The sequence below is a fragment of the Pseudomonas sp. F007 genome, assembly GCF_057814275.1.
On the sequence record NZ_JBVATA010000002.1, the window covers coordinates 422,741 to 436,925 of the forward strand.

Consider the following 14,185-nt stretch of genomic DNA (forward strand, 5'->3'; position numbering starts at 1 on the left):
CCCGCTCCCACAAGGGATTTGTGAACGACACAGATCCACTGTAGGAGCTGGCTTGCCAGCGAAAGCGTTATCAGCCCCGCAGACTGATCACCGGCCACCCACGCTTCTCGGCCTCAGCCCGCAGATTCGGATCCGGATCCACCGCCACCGGATTCGCCACCTGCTCCAGCAGCGGCAAGTCATTCATCGAGTCGCTATAGAAGTAGCTGCCGTCCAGCGACAACCCCGTCTCCTCCAGCCAACGATTCAGGCGCGTCACCTTGCCTTCACGGAAGCACGGCACATCGGTGCTGCGTCCGGTGTAGCGACCTTCATGCATTTCGCATTCAGTGGCGATCAAGGTGTCCACGCCCAACAGCTCGGCAATCGGCCCGGTGACGAAGCGGTTGGTGGCGGTGATGATCACCAGCTTGTCGCCAGCGTCGCGATGCTTGGCCAGCAATTCCACAGCCTTGGGCAGCATCAGCGGCTCAATGCAGTCGCGCATGAAGTCGCGGTGCCATTCATCGAGCTGGGCCATCTCGGTGCGGCCGAGGATTTCCAGGCAGAAGTTCAGGTACTCGGCGTTGTCCAGCTTGCCGGCCAGGTAGTCCTGGTAGAACTCATCGTTGCGCGCCTTGTAGGCGATGGGGTCGAGAATCTCTCGTTCGCACAGGTAGTCGCCCCATGCGTGATCGCTGTCGCCGCCCAAAAGCGTGTTGTCGAGGTCGAATAAAGCCAGGCGCATTGCAGTTACCCGCTGATTAGTCTGTAAAAAGGCGATAAGAATACGGTCTTTTCACAAGAGTGCACATAACGTAGGAAGCTTCGTTGCCGCCCTCACAACCTTTGTGGAACAATGCGGCGACATGCGTTTGCGAGGTTGTTGCCGTGATCGACCCCGATGGTTTCCGCCCCAATGTGGGGATCATTCTGACGAATGATGCCGGCCAGGTGCTCTGGGCTCGCCGTATCAATCAAGATGCCTGGCAGTTTCCTCAAGGTGGTATCAACCCTCAGGAGACGCCGGAAGACGCCTTGTACCGCGAGTTGAACGAAGAAGTCGGCCTGGAGCGCGAGGATGTTGAAATTCTCGCCTGCACGCGCGGCTGGTTGCGCTATCGTTTGCCGCAACGTCTGGTCCGTACCCACAGCCAACCGCTGTGCATCGGCCAGAAACAGAAATGGTTTCTCCTGCGCCTGATCTCCAACGAGCAGCGGGTGCGGATGGATTTGACCGGTAAACCGGAATTCGATGGCTGGCGCTGGGTCAGTTATTGGTATCCGCTGGGCCAGGTGGTGACATTCAAGCGCGAGGTGTATCGCCGCGCTCTCAAAGAGCTTGCCCCGCGCCTTTTAGCGCGCGACTGACGACGGAGTTCGACCCCGAGCCATGCTCAATACGCTGCGCAAGATCGTCCAGGAAGTTAACTCCGCCAAGGATCTCAAGGCGGCGTTGGGCATTATTGTATTGCGCGTCAAAGAGGCCATGGGCAGCCAGGTCTGCTCGGTCTATCTGCTCGACCCCGAGACCAACCGCTTCGTGCTGATGGCCACCGAGGGCTTGAACAAGCGCTCGATCGGCAAGGTCAGCATGGCGCCCAACGAGGGTCTGGTTGGCCTGGTCGGTACGCGTGAAGAACCGCTGAACCTGGAAAACGCCGCCGACCACCCGCGCTATCGCTACTTCGCCGAAACCGGTGAAGAGCGTTACGCCTCGTTTCTCGGTGCGCCGATCATTCACCACCGCCGCGTGGTCGGCGTGTTGGTTATCCAGCAAAAAGAACGTCGTCAGTTCGATGAAGGCGAAGAAGCCTTCCTGGTGACCATGAGTGCCCAACTCGCCGGGGTTATCGCCCATGCCGAGGCCACCGGCTCGATCCGTGGCCTGGGGCGTCAGGGCAAGGGCATTCAGGAAGCCAAGTTCGTCGGTGTGCCGGGCTCGCCGGGCGCCGCAGTCGGTACTGCAGTGGTCATGCTGCCGCCGGCCGACCTGGACGTGGTGCCCGACAAGAGCATCAGCGATATCGACGCCGAGCTGGCCCTGTTCAAGACCGCCATCGAAGGCGTGCGCGCCGACATGCGCGCGTTGTCGGCCAAGCTCGCCACGCAACTGCGCCCTGAAGAACGAGCGCTGTTCGACGTCTACCTGATGATGCTCGACGATGCCTCGCTGGGCAGCGAAATCACTACCGTGATCAAGACCGGCCAATGGGCCCAGGGCGCACTGCGCCAGGTGGTCACCGATCACGTCAACCGCTTTGAACTGATGGACGACGCCTATCTGCGCGAGCGTGCATCGGACGTAAAAGACCTCGGCCGGCGCCTGCTCGCCTATTTGCAGGAAGAGCGCCAGCAGAACCTGGTCTACCCGGAAAAAACCATCCTGGTCAGTGAAGAGCTGACCCCGGCGATGCTCGGCGAAGTGCCCGAGGGCACGCTGGTCGGCCTGGTCTCGGTATTGGGTTCGGGTAACTCCCACGTGGCGATCCTCGCACGGGCCATGGGCATCCCGACGGTCATGGGCCTGGTGGATCTGCCGTACGCCAAGGTCGATGGCATCGACCTGATCGTCGACGGCACCAAGGGCGAGGTCTACACCAACCCCAGCGACGTGCTGCGCAAGCAGTTCGCCGAAGTGGTGGAAGAAGAGAAGCAACTGGCCCTGGGCCTCGATGCGCTGCGCGACCTGCCGTGCGTGACCGTCGACGGTCACCGCATGCCGCTGTGGGTCAACACCGGCCTGCTGGCGGATGTGGCGCGGGCACAGAAGCGCGGCGCCGAAGGGGTGGGCCTGTACCGCACCGAAGTGCCGTTCATGATCAACCAGCGCTTCCCCAGCGAAAAGGAGCAGTTGGCGATCTACCGCGAGCAACTCGCTGCCTTCCACCCGCAACCGGTGACCATGCGTACTCTGGACATCGGCGGCGACAAGGCGCTGTCGTACTTCCCGATCAAGGAAGACAACCCGTTCCTCGGCTGGCGCGGGATCCGCGTGACCCTCGATCATCCGGAAATCTTCCTGGTGCAGACCCGCGCCATGCTCAAGGCCAGCGAAGGCCTGAACAACCTGCGCATCCTGCTGCCGATGATTTCCGGCATTCATGAGCTGGAAGAGGCGCTGCACCTGATCCACCGGGCCTGGGGCGAAGTGCGGGACGAAGGCACCGATGTGCCGATGCCTCCGGTCGGAGTGATGATCGAGATCCCGGCGGCGGTCTACCAGACCAAGGAACTGGCGCGCCAGGTGGACTTCCTGTCGGTCGGCTCCAACGACCTGACCCAGTATCTGTTGGCCGTGGACCGTAACAACCCACGGGTGGCCGACCTTTACGACTACCTGCATCCGGCCGTGCTGCAAGCCTTGCAAACGGTAGTGCGCGACGCTCACGCCGAAGGCAAGCCGGTCAGTATCTGCGGCGAGATGGCCGGCGACCCGGCGGCGGCGGTGCTGTTGATGGCGATGGGTTTCGACAGCCTGTCGATGAACGCCACCAACCTGCCGAAGGTGAAATGGATGCTGCGCCAGATCAATGTCAGCTGGGCGAAGGACTTGCTGGCGGAACTGATGACCATCGATAACCCGCAAGTTATCCACAGCTCGCTGCAACTGGCCCTGAAAAACCTTGGGTTGGCGCGGATGGTCAATCCGGCATCGGTGAAGGCTTCGTAGATCGGCGGTGCGGCCATCGCTAGCAGGCTAGCTCCTACACAGGGCACCGGTAATCCTGTAGGAGCGGGCTTGCCCGCGATGGGGTCATCAGCCACACCGCATGAACTTCATCGCTGGCAAGCCAGCTTGTGAACATCCGCAGGATTTGTGGCCGACACAGATCTCTGTAGGAGCTGGCCTGCTCGCGACGAGGCCGGCACATTCAAACCCTGATCTCAACCTCCCCCAAATGCCCGCCAAACGGCCCGAAACTGCGCTCCACCATCCACCGCGAACCATCCGCTCGTACGATCAGCGCAGTACTCGCCCGAGTGCCGTAGCTCTGGCTGGCAATGAACACGCTCGATAACAGACTTTCGGTCGCCAAGCCCACGCCGGTGTCCGGCAGATCGGCAAAAGGCGCGGTCTGCGGATCGCCCAGCAGGGCCAGCAGCGCCTGTGGCTGCGGGTCGTCGAGCACTTCGTTCAGCGCGGCCCGGGCCTTGAGCAACTTGGGCCAAGGTGTATCCAGCCCGGCATTCGATAGACCATAGATCCCTGGCTTCAACTGCAGCGCCTCGCTCTCTTGAGCGTTGTAGTGCCACAGTTCGTTGCGATTGCCGATCAGCAGGTTAAAGCCGGCATATTCAATCGATCTGCTGACAACGTCGGCCAAATAGTCGGCAATTGACGTCTCTCCCGCAAGAAAACGCGCCACCAGCTCACCCCGCGACTTGCGCGCCGGCGGCTGGTGCGGATTGCGGATATTGGTCAACGCGGCAAAGCGCCCATCGGCACCGATACCCAGCCAGGTGCCGCCAGCTTCAAGGTCGCGCCCGGCGTACACCTGCGGCGATTCCGGCCAGGCTGCCAGCGGCAGGCTGGGGCGGGCGTAGAACTCGTCACGGTTGGCGGCGACCACCAAGGGGGTGGCGTGATCCGGGCGCCAGGCAAAAACAATCAGGCACATGAGAGAGTCCTTGGGTGTTTTTTGCTCACTGTACCCAGACATCGCCCGTCGATCCATCGGCATACGCAGTGGAGGGTTGGGGTCTGCATCCGTTACCATGCCGCTCTTGTTTAAGGGGTGCAGGCATGGAATTTCTGCTCTATCTGCTGTTGGGCGCCTGTGCGGGCGTGCTGGCGGGGCTGTTTGGGGTCGGTGGCGGGATCATCATCGTGCCGGTGCTGGTGTTCAGTTTCACCTTGCAGGGTTTCGACCCCTCGGTGCTGACCCACCTGGCGGTGGGCACTTCGTTGGCCACCATCATCTTTACCTCGATCAACGCGGTCCGCGAACACCAGCGCAAAGGTGCGGTGCGCTGGCCGATCTTTGCCTGGATGACCCTGGGCATCCTGCTTGGCGCCGGTTTCGGCGCGTTGACCGCCGAAGCGATTTCCGGGCCCAACCTGCAGAAAATCATCGGTGTGTTCGCCCTGGTGATTGCCGTGCAAATGGCCCTGGAGCTCAAGCCCAAGGCCAGCCGAACGGTTCCTGGCAAAGTCGGTCTGACCCTGGCCGGCAGTGTGATCGGCTGGGCCTCGGCGATTTTCGGGATCGGTGGCGGCTCGCTGACCGTGCCGTTCCTGACCTGGCGCAGCGTGCCGATGCAGCAGGCAGTGGCGACCTCGTCCGCCTGCGGCCTGCCGATCGCTTTGGCAAGTGCATTAAGTTTCATGATTCTGGGCTGGCATGATCCGCTGTTGCCCGCTCATAGTCTGGGTTTCATCTATTTGCCGGCGCTGCTGGGCATTGCCCTGACCAGCATGGTGTTCGCCCGCTTTGGCGCGCGACTGGCCCACAAGCTGTCGCCGCGTTTGCTGAAAAGACTGTTTGCCGCTTTGCTGTTGTGCGTGGGCTTGAGCTTCCTGCTCTGACACGCGGCGCAATCCTGGCTTAATCCCGGCGTGGCACCTTCGCGCCAGGAATTTTAGGTTTCAACTCTAACGAGGAGTCGCAATGCTGCCTTACCCGCAGATTGACCCGGTGGCCCTGGCCATTGGCCCGCTGAAAATCCATTGGTACGGCCTGATGTACCTGGTCGGCATTGGCGGAGCCTGGCTGCTGGCGTCGCGCAGGTTGAACCGCTTTGATCCGACCTGGACCAAGGAAAAGCTCTCCGACATGGTGTTCTGGATGTCCATGGGCGTCATTGTCGGTGGCCGCCTGGGCTACGTGCTGTTCTACGACCTGAGCGCCTACCTGGCCAACCCGACGCTGATTTTCGAAGTGTGGAAGGGCGGCATGTCGTTCCATGGCGGATTTATCGGGGTGATGCTGGCGGCATTGTGGTTCGGCAAGAAGAACGGCAAGTCGTTCTTCCAACTGATGGACTTCGTCGCGCCGATGGTGCCGATCGGCCTGGGCGCCGGGCGTATCGGCAACTTTATCAACGCCGAATTGTGGGGCAAGGCCACCGACGTACCGTGGGCCATGGTCTTCCCGGCATTCAGCGATCCCGCGCAGCTGCCGCGTCACCCCTCGCAGCTGTACCAGTTCGCCCTGGAAGGCGTGGCCCTGTTCGTGATCCTCTGGTTGTTCTCGCGCAAGCCGCGGCCGACCATGGCGGTGTCCGGGATGTTCGCGCTGTTCTACGGGATCTTCCGTTTCATCGTCGAATTCGTTCGCGTGCCGGACGCGCAACTGGGCTACCTGGCCTGGAACTGGCTGACCATGGGTCAAGTGCTGTGCGTGCCGATGATCATCGGCGGGCTGTTCCTGATCTGGCTGGCTTATCATCGCGCCCCGGCGGCTCCGGTTACCCCGGCTGCCTGACACGCCGCTCTACATTGGAATCCCGGGCGATCCCCGGGATTCAAGGACACAGGTAATACATGAAGCAATATCTCGATCTGGTCGCCCACGTCATCAAGAACGGCACCAAGCAAGCCAACCGCACCGGTGTGAACACCATCAGCTTCCCGGGCGCGATGCTGCGTTATGACCTGCAGGAAGGCTTCCCGGCCATCACCACTCGCAAGATGGCCTTCAAATCGGCCATTGGCGAGATGTGCGGATTCCTGCGTGGGGTGAACAACGCCGCCGAATTCCGCGCCCTGGGCTGCAAGGTCTGGGACCAGAACGCCAACGAAAATGCGCAATGGCTGGCCAACCCGTTCCGTCAGGGTGAAGACGACCTCGGCGAAATCTACGGCGTGCAGTGGCGCAAGTGGCCTGCCTACAAGCAGATCCCCCTGAGCAACCCGGCGGCCATCGAGCAGACCCTGAGCCAGGGTTACCGGCAGATTGCCGAGGGCGAGGAAGACGGCCAGGCTTACGTGGTGCTGTACAAGGCCATCGATCAGATCCGCCAGTGCCTTGACACCATCATCAAGGACCCGGGCAGCCGGCGCATCCTGTTCCATGGCTGGAACGTCGCCCAACTCGATGAAATGGCCCTGCCGCCGTGCCACCTGCTGTACCAGTTCCACCCGAACGTCGAGACCAGGGAGATTTCCCTGACCCTCTACATTCGTTCCAACGACCTGGGCCTGGGCACGCCGTTCAACCTCACCGAGGGCGCGGCGCTGCTGAGCCTGGTCGGCCGCCTGACCGGCTACACGCCTCGCTGGTTCACCTATTTCATCGGTGACGCGCACGTCTACGAAAACCACCTGGACATGCTCAACGAACAGCTCACCCGTGAGCCGTTCCCGATGCCCAAGCTGGTGATTTCCGACCGTGTACCGGAGTTCGCCAAGACCGGCGTGTACCAGCCGGAGTGGCTGGAACTGGTCGAACCGAGCGATTTCTCGCTGGAAGGCTACCAGCACCACGCGCCGATGACCGCGCCGATGGCGGTCTAACAAGTAATCGCGAAACCTGTAGGAGCGAGCCTGCTCGCGATAACGGTCTGTCAGTGCCAATGTTGTTGACTGACAGCACGCTATCGCGAGCAGGCTCGCTCCTACAGTGACCTGGGGCTCAATGCCCGTGACTACGCCCCACATGTGAATGCTCCACCTCCGTCGCCACAACCCCGCCACTGACCTCCAGTCGCTGCAAGATCCCGCACTGTTCGATATCCGGCCCTTCGCTGCAGCGTTGGCGCAGGTCGAGCAGTTGCGCCTGCAGGGCGAGCAAGCCGTCGATCCGTGCCTTGACGTGATGGATGTGCTCATCGATCAGCGCGTTGACGTTTTCGCACTGGTCCTGGGGGCTGTCGCGCAAGGCCAGCAGGCTGCGGATTTCCTCAAGCGTCATGTCGAGCGTTCGGCAGTTGCGTATGAACGTCAGGCGCTCGGCGTGGGCCTGGGTGTAGACCCGGTAGTTGCCGTCGCTGCGGGCCGGCTCCGGCAGCAGGTTTTCACGCTCGTAGTAGCGAATGGTCTCGACCGCGCAGTCGGTCAGTTTCGCCAGTTCTCCGATCTTCATTGCAACGATCTCCAAATGGGTGCTTGACCCTATAGTGGCTACAGGGTCTTTACTTGGCAACAGGCACCTTCATGGACGCAACCCAATGAGCGACTCCCGGCATACCCACGCCCCCGGCGACCAACACTCGCACAGCCACGGCGCAAAACTGCAGCCTGTGCAGAAGCCCCACGATCACGCCAGTCACGGCGGTTCCTGCTGTTCTTCGGCGGCGGCGCCAGCATTGGTAAAAATCAGCGAGGCCGCGCCTGACGGCGCACGCCTGAGCCGCTTCCGCATCGAAGCGATGGACTGCCCGACCGAGCAGACGCTGATCCAGAACAAGCTGGGCAAGCTGGCCGGGGTGCAGCAACTGGAGTTCAACCTGATCAATCGGGTGCTGGGCGTGACCCACGACCTGCCGAATACGGCGCCGATCATCGAGGCGATCAAGGCCATCGGCATGCACGCCGAGCCGATCGAAGAGGGCGCCGCCGCGGATGAAAAACGTCCGCTGCCGGCGAAAAAACACTGGTGGCCGCTGGCGCTTTCGGGTGTCGGCGCGCTGGCCGCTGAAGTGATCCACTTCACCAACGCCGCGCCGACCTGGGTGGTGGCGATCATCGCGCTGATCTCGATTCTCAGCGGTGGCCTGGGCACCTACAAAAAGGGCTGGATTGCCCTGAAAAACCTCAACCTGAACATCAACGCGCTGATGAGTATCGCGGTGACCGGCGCGGTGCTGATTGGCCAGTGGCCGGAAGCGGCCATGGTCATGTTCCTGTTCACCGTTGCCGAATTGATCGAAGCCAAGTCCCTGGACCGTGCGCGCAATGCCATCAGCGGCCTGATGCAAATGACTCCGGAAAAAGTCACTGTACAGCTGGCCGATGGCAGTTGGGTCGAACAGGAAGCCAAAAGCATCGAACTCGGGGCCTTGGTCCGGGTGCGTCCCGGCGAACGGATTGGCCTCGACGGCGAAGTGATGGCGGGCAACTCGACCATCGACCAGGCGCCGATCACCGGTGAAAGCCTGCCGGTGGAAAAAACCGTCGGCGACAAAGTCTTTGCCGGCACCATCAATCAGGCCGGCTCCCTTGAATACAAGGTCACCGCGGCGGCCAACAACTCGACCCTGGCGCGGATCATCCACGCCGTCGAGGAAGCCCAGGGCGCACGTGCGCCGACCCAGCGCTTCGTCGACGCCTTCTCGAAAATCTACACCCCGGTGGTGTTCGTCTTCGCCCTGGGCGTCGCGCTGATTCCGCCGCTGTTCATGGGCGCCGCCTGGTTCGACTGGATCTACCGCGCGCTGGTACTGCTGGTGGTTGCGTGCCCCTGTGCGCTGGTGATCTCCACACCGGTGACCATCGTCAGCGGCCTTGCCGCGGCGGCGCGCAAGGGCATCCTGATCAAGGGCGGCGTGTACCTGGAGGGCGGCTACAAGCTCGATTACCTGGCGCTGGACAAGACCGGCACCATCACCCACGGCAAGCCGGTGCAAACCGACTACCTGGCCCTCGATCCAACGGCCGAAGCCAACGCCCAGATACTGGCCGCGAGCCTCGCCGGTCGTTCCGACCATCCGGTATCACTGGCCATCGCCAACGCCGCTGTGGATAAACAACTGGCGCTGCGCACTGTGGATAACTTCGCGGCGCTGACCGGGCGCGGAGTGCGCGGTGAGATCGATGGGCAACTCTACCACTTGGGCAACCACCGTCTGGTGGAAGAGCTCGGCCTGTGCTCGCCAGCGCTCGAAGAGAAGCTCTTCGCCCTCGAACAACAGGGCAAGACCGTGGTGCTGTTGCTCGACACTTCCGGTCCGCTGGCGTTGTTTGCCGTGGCGGATACGGTCAAGGAATCCAGCCGTGAGGCAATTCAGCAACTGCATGCTCTGGGGGTGAAAACCCTGATGCTCACCGGCGATAACCCGCACACCGCCCAGGCCATCGCCGCTCAGGTGGGTATTGATCAGGCCCAGGGTGACTTGCTGCCGACCGACAAACTCAAGGCGATCGAGGCGTTGTATGCCCAGGGACATCGGGTCGGCATGGTCGGTGACGGGATCAACGACGCACCCGCGCTGGCCCGTGCCGAGATCGGTTTTGCGATGGCGGCAGCGGGCACCGATACCGCGATTGAAACCGCCGATGTCGCCCTGATGGACGACGATCTGCGCAAGATTCCCGCATTTATCCGCCTGTCTCGTCAGACCTCAAGTGTGCTCACGCAAAATATCGCGTTGGCATTGATCATCAAGGCGATCTTTCTTGGGGTAACCTTCTTCGGTCTGGCCACCATGTGGATGGCCGTGTTTGCCGACATGGGCGTGGCCCTGCTGGTGGTGTTCAACGGTCTGCGCCTGTTGCGCAAATAAACGAAGAGAGGGTGATGTGCTGAGTGCCGAGCTGAAGGCTTTTTACATGGTCGCGCGTCTGGGCAGCATCACCCTTGCGGCGAAAAAGCTCGGCCTGAGCCAACCTACGGTGACCACGCAGATTCGCCATCTGGAAAGCCAGTATTCGGTCGAGTTGTTCTACCGCGGCGGGCGCCGGCTCAGCCTCAGCGATGAAGGCGCGCGGTTGTTGCCGATGGTCAAGGCGCTGCTGCAACAGGAAGCGGATATCGAGTTTTTCCTGCGCAACAGTGGTCAGGTCCAGGGAGCGCTGCGCATCGCCGCTACGGCGCCCTATTACATTCTCGACCTGGTGAAAACCTTCCGCGAGCGCTTGCCGCAGGTCGAAGTGGCGGTGGAAATCGGCAACTCGCAACAGGTCCTCGAAGCGCTGGAGGACTACCGGGTCGACCTCGCCGCCTCGTCGCAACTGGTCGAAGACGCGCGCCTGATCCGCCGCGTGCTCGGCTCCGATCCGCTGGTGCTGGCCGTCCATCGCAACCATCCGTTGGCGGTACATGAACATGTGCCTTTGAGTGCGCTGGTCGGGCATACCCTGTTGATGCGTGAGCCGGGTTCTACCACTCGGCGTCTGACTGAAGAACTGTTGGCCAGCGCCGGCGTGAGTTTCGGTCCACTGCTGGAAATTGGCAGCCGCGAGTCGATCCGTGAGGCGGTGCTGCGCAACATCGGCATCAGCATCATCGCCCGCCAGGAAGTGCCCCACGATCCGCAATTGCGGGTGTTGACCCTGGAAAATGCGCCGCAGATCCCCGAGTACCTCTATTGCCTCAAGGAGCGCAAAAATGCGCGCTTGCCGGCGGCCTTCCTGGGGTTGGCGCAGGAGATGGCGCCTGTAGGAGCGGGCTTGCCCGCGAATCCGTAAACCCAAATCCCCCAATACCACTATCGGCAGTTTTTGCCTCACTGCCACATGAACTACGCAATCGCTCCCTAGGATGGCCTGCATCTGCCAGATGAGGTCCGTCCATGAACCGTTCCGTCGCCACAGCCCTGACCCACCCCGGTATCCCGATGCGGGTGCGCGGTATCGAGAAACGCTTCGGCGCGTTTACCGCGCTGGATCATGTGTCGCTGGACGTGGCGGCCGGCGAGCTGGTTTGTCTGCTAGGGCCTTCGGGCTGCGGCAAGACTACCCTGCTGCGTTGCATCGCCGGGCTGGAGCGACAGGACCGCGGTGAGCTTTACCTCGGTGAGCGCGATGTTTCGTTGCTGGCACCCCAGGCGCGGGACTACGGCATTCTGTTCCAGTCCTACGCGTTGTTCCCCAATCTCAGCGTCGAAGCCAACATTGCCTACGGCCTGGCCGGCAGCGGTCGCGATGAAGTGCGCAAGCGTGTCGCGCAGATGCTGGAACTGGTGGGCCTGACTGGCAGCGAGAAGAAGTACCCCGGCCAGTTGTCCGGCGGCCAGCAGCAGCGCGTCGCCCTGGCCCGCGCCCTGGCGCCAGCCCCTTCGCTGTTGCTGCTCGACGAGCCGATGTCGGCCCTCGATGCCCGGGTGCGTGAGCATCTGTGTACCGAGTTGCGTCAATTGCAGCGTAACCTCGGCATCACCACCCTGATGGTCACCCACAATCAGGACGAGGCGATGTTGATGGCCGACCGGATTGCCGTGATGAACAACGGCAAGGTCGAGCAGTACGCCACCCCGCAGGAAATCTACAACCGTCCGGCCACGCCCTTCGTCGCTGAATTTGTCGGCCAGGGCAACTGGCTGCCGTTCCAGCGCAGCAGCGACAGCCATGCCCAGGTCGGCGGCATGCCGGTGCGCCTGGCCGACAACAGCGCCAAGGCCGCGTCGGGGCGCTTGTTTTGCCGCCCGGAAGCGATCAGCGTCAACCCGGCGGTGCACGAGGAAAACCTGTTCCCGGCCAAGGTTCGCGAAATCACCTTCCTCGGCAATCGCTGCCGGATGAGCTTCGAACTCAATCATCTGCCCGGTCATTCGCTGCTCGCCGAACTGGCGCCTGAAGCCATGCCGCGCCTCGGTGCCCAGGACATCATGGTCGCCTTGCCCCCGCGCAGCCTGCAGGTGTTTGCCTGATGAGCACGCCCGTTGCCCTGCCGCTGGCGCACAAGCAGATTCGCCAGAGCTCCCGTGCCGAAATCGGCGACCGCCTGTTCGTGGTCGGCGGCAAGTTGCTGCTCCTGTGTTTGCTCGGCGTCGCGGTGTTGATGCCGCTGCTGGCGATCTTCTGGCGTGGTTTCAGCAACGACGCAGGGCAGGGCGGTGGCTGGGTCGCGGCCCGGGAGCTGCTGAGCAGCGCCAACTTTCACTGGTTGCTCGGTAACAGTCTGAAAGTCGCGTTCAGTGTCGCCGCCATCGTCGTACCGCTGGCCTACCTGTTTGCCTACGCCCTGCAACGCACGCTGATTCCCGGCAAGGCGGTCTGGCGTGGCCTGTCGTTGCTGCCGTTGATGGCGCCGTCGATGCTGCCGGGGATCGCGCTGGTCTACCTGTTCGGCAACCAGGGCCTGTTGCGCGGGCTGTTCTCGGACAACATCTACGGCTTCTGGGGCATTGTCCTCGGCGAGGTCATCTACACCTTTCCCCACGCCTTGATGATCCTGCTGTCGGCGTTGTCGCTGGCCGATGCGCGGCTGTTCGATGCTGCCTCGAGCATGGGCGCCAGTCCGGCCAAGGCGTTTCGCAGTATCACCTGGCCGGCGACGCGCCAGGCGGTGTTCGCCGCGTTCTGCCTGGTGTTCACTTTGACCATTACTGATTTCGGTGTACCGGTGGTCGTCGGTGGCGACTATCAGGTGCTGGCGCTGGAGGCCTACAAGGCGGTGGTCGGTCAGCAGCAATTCGGTCGCGGTGCCTTGATCGGCATGGTGCTGCTGCTGCCGGCGCTGTTCAGTTTCGCCGTCGATGCCTGGTTGCGCCGCCGTCATGGCGATTCCATGAGTGGTCGGGCCCAGGTATTCCAGCCGGCACCCTCGCGCTTGCGGGATGGCTGCTACCTGGCGGTGGTGCTGCTGATCTGCGCGGTGTTGCTGCTGGTGTTCGGCATGGCGGTGTACTCCTCGTTGGTGAAATTCTGGCCCTACAACCTGTCGCTGTCGTTCAAGCACTACCAATTTGGCGACACCGCCGGCGGCGGCTGGCTGGCCTACGGCAACAGCGTGAAAATGGCGGTGTGCACGGCGTTGATCGGCAGCGTGGTGATTTTCACCGGCGCCTACCTGATGGAAAAAACCAAGGGCCAGCGCGGCCTGAACCTGGCCTTGCGCATGCTCAGTTTCGTGCCGATGGCGGTGCCGGGCCTGGTGCTGGGCCTGGGCTACGTTTTCTTCTTCAACCTCAACGGCAACCCGCTGCATGTGTTCTACGGGACCATGACCCTGTTGGTGGTGTGCACCATTGCCCACTACCTGACCACCGCACAAATGACCGCGACCACCGCCCTGCGCCAGCTCGATGCGGAATTCGAAGCCGCCGCGCTGTCGCTCAAGGCCCCGCTGTATCGCCATTACTGGCGCGTCACGCTACCGATCTGCCTGCCGGCGCTGCTGGACATTGTGCGCTACCTGTTCGTCTCGGCGATGACCACCGTTTCCGCAGCGATCTTCCTCTACAGCCCCGACACCATCCTTGCGGCGGTAGCGGTGCTGAACATGGACGACGCCGGCAACGTCGGCGGAGCTGCCGCCATGTCGACACTGATCCTGATTACCTCCGCTGGCGTGTCCCTGCTGCTGGCCTGGGCTGCGCGCGGCTTGCTGCGTCGCTCCCAGGCCTGGCGGCAGACCGCGCCCGGCCACTGATTCCCTCAACC

At 62.4% G+C, this 14,185-nt stretch carries 12 protein-coding genes; 9 read left to right on the top strand and 3 right to left on the bottom strand.

The annotated features are described in order from the left end of the window. Positions 1 to 70 precede the first annotated feature (70 nt). Positions 71 to 727: a histidinol-phosphatase gene (locus ACZYR5_RS06145; protein WP_489088729.1), complete on the bottom strand. Its 657-nt coding sequence runs from the start codon at positions 725 to 727 to the stop codon at positions 71 to 73. A gap of 143 nt (positions 728 to 870) precedes the next feature. Here ACZYR5_RS06145 and ACZYR5_RS06150 point away from each other — a divergent pair, with 143 nt between their 5' ends. After that, positions 871 to 1,350, top strand: coding sequence for an RNA pyrophosphohydrolase (locus ACZYR5_RS06150; protein WP_007897732.1), 480 nt, complete (start codon positions 871 to 873; stop codon positions 1,348 to 1,350). Positions 1,351 to 1,372: 22 nt separating this feature from the next. Continuing rightward, complete coding sequence (gene ptsP / locus ACZYR5_RS06155) at positions 1,373 to 3,652, top strand: phosphoenolpyruvate--protein phosphotransferase (protein ID WP_489088728.1); 2,280 nt, start codon at positions 1,373 to 1,375, stop codon at positions 3,650 to 3,652. Between the two features lie 202 nt (positions 3,653 to 3,854). Here the strand turns inward: ptsP and ACZYR5_RS06160 are convergent, their stop codons facing one another. Beyond that, positions 3,855 to 4,601 (bottom strand): NRDE family protein, encoded by a 747-nt coding sequence (locus tag ACZYR5_RS06160; protein ID WP_489088727.1) that lies wholly within the window; start codon positions 4,599 to 4,601, stop codon positions 3,855 to 3,857. 125 nt (positions 4,602 to 4,726) lie between these two features. On the opposite strand from ACZYR5_RS06160, the gene ACZYR5_RS06165 reads away from it, so the two are divergent. From ACZYR5_RS06165 to ACZYR5_RS06175, 3 genes are all read left to right on the top strand, one after another. Then, positions 4,727 to 5,509, top strand: a complete 783-nt coding sequence (locus tag ACZYR5_RS06165; protein WP_027616955.1) for a sulfite exporter TauE/SafE family protein — start codon at positions 4,727 to 4,729, stop codon at positions 5,507 to 5,509. Positions 5,510 to 5,591: 82 nt separating this feature from the next. Then, entirely contained in the window at positions 5,592 to 6,407 is an 816-nt protein-coding gene (gene lgt / locus ACZYR5_RS06170) for a prolipoprotein diacylglyceryl transferase (protein ID WP_489088726.1), read from the top strand. Between the two features lie 59 nt (positions 6,408 to 6,466). Next, entirely contained in the window at positions 6,467 to 7,438 is a 972-nt protein-coding gene (locus ACZYR5_RS06175; RefSeq protein WP_489088725.1) for a thymidylate synthase, read from the top strand. Between the two features lie 118 nt (positions 7,439 to 7,556). Here ACZYR5_RS06175 and cadR read toward each other — a convergent pair whose 3' ends face one another. Then, on the bottom strand, positions 7,557 to 8,006 hold the full coding sequence (gene cadR / locus ACZYR5_RS06180) for a Cd(II)/Pb(II)-responsive transcriptional regulator (protein ID WP_489088724.1): 450 nt from the start codon (positions 8,004 to 8,006) through the stop codon (positions 7,557 to 7,559). A gap of 85 nt (positions 8,007 to 8,091) precedes the next feature. Between cadR and ACZYR5_RS06185 the strand changes: the two genes are divergently transcribed. From ACZYR5_RS06185 to ACZYR5_RS06200, 4 genes are all read left to right on the top strand, one after another. Further along, positions 8,092 to 10,365 carry a heavy metal translocating P-type ATPase gene (locus ACZYR5_RS06185; protein ID WP_489088723.1) on the top strand — a complete coding sequence of 758 codons (2,274 nt, stop codon included), beginning with the start codon at positions 8,092 to 8,094 and terminating at the stop codon, positions 10,363 to 10,365. A 16-nt stretch (positions 10,366 to 10,381) separates the two neighbouring features. Next, on the top strand, positions 10,382 to 11,269 hold the full coding sequence (locus ACZYR5_RS06190) for a LysR family transcriptional regulator (protein ID WP_489088722.1): 888 nt from the start codon (positions 10,382 to 10,384) through the stop codon (positions 11,267 to 11,269). A 104-nt stretch (positions 11,270 to 11,373) separates the two neighbouring features. Next, complete coding sequence (locus tag ACZYR5_RS06195; protein ID WP_489088721.1) at positions 11,374 to 12,450, top strand: putative 2-aminoethylphosphonate ABC transporter ATP-binding protein; 1,077 nt, start codon at positions 11,374 to 11,376, stop codon at positions 12,448 to 12,450. After that, positions 12,450 to 14,174, top strand: coding sequence for a putative 2-aminoethylphosphonate ABC transporter permease subunit (locus ACZYR5_RS06200; protein WP_489088720.1), 1,725 nt, complete (start codon positions 12,450 to 12,452; stop codon positions 14,172 to 14,174). The genes ACZYR5_RS06195 and ACZYR5_RS06200 overlap by 1 nt, the downstream gene beginning before the upstream one ends. Positions 14,175 to 14,185: the final 11 nt, after the last annotated feature.

Excerpts from the sequence above, each read along its gene's own strand:
- ACZYR5_RS06195 (WP_489088721.1), top strand. The coding sequence starts at position 11,374 with ATGAACCGTTCCGTCGCCACAGCCCTGACCCACCCCGGTATCCCGATG.
- ptsP (WP_489088728.1), top strand. The coding sequence starts at position 1,373 with ATGCTCAATACGCTGCGCAAGATCGTCCAGGAAGTTAACTCCGCCAAG.
- ACZYR5_RS06165 (WP_027616955.1), top strand. The coding sequence starts at position 4,727 with ATGGAATTTCTGCTCTATCTGCTGTTGGGCGCCTGTGCGGGCGTGCTG.
- ACZYR5_RS06160 (WP_489088727.1), bottom strand. The coding sequence starts at position 4,601 with ATGTGCCTGATTGTTTTTGCCTGGCGCCCGGATCACGCCACCCCCTTG.
- ACZYR5_RS06185 (WP_489088723.1), top strand. The coding sequence starts at position 8,092 with ATGAGCGACTCCCGGCATACCCACGCCCCCGGCGACCAACACTCGCAC.
- ACZYR5_RS06175 (WP_489088725.1), top strand. The coding sequence starts at position 6,467 with ATGAAGCAATATCTCGATCTGGTCGCCCACGTCATCAAGAACGGCACC.
- ACZYR5_RS06145 (WP_489088729.1), bottom strand. The coding sequence starts at position 727 with ATGCGCCTGGCTTTATTCGACCTCGACAACACGCTTTTGGGCGGCGAC.
- ACZYR5_RS06200 (WP_489088720.1), top strand. The coding sequence starts at position 12,450 with ATGAGCACGCCCGTTGCCCTGCCGCTGGCGCACAAGCAGATTCGCCAG.
- cadR (WP_489088724.1), bottom strand. The coding sequence starts at position 8,006 with ATGAAGATCGGAGAACTGGCGAAACTGACCGACTGCGCGGTCGAGACC.
- lgt (WP_489088726.1), top strand. The coding sequence starts at position 5,592 with ATGCTGCCTTACCCGCAGATTGACCCGGTGGCCCTGGCCATTGGCCCG.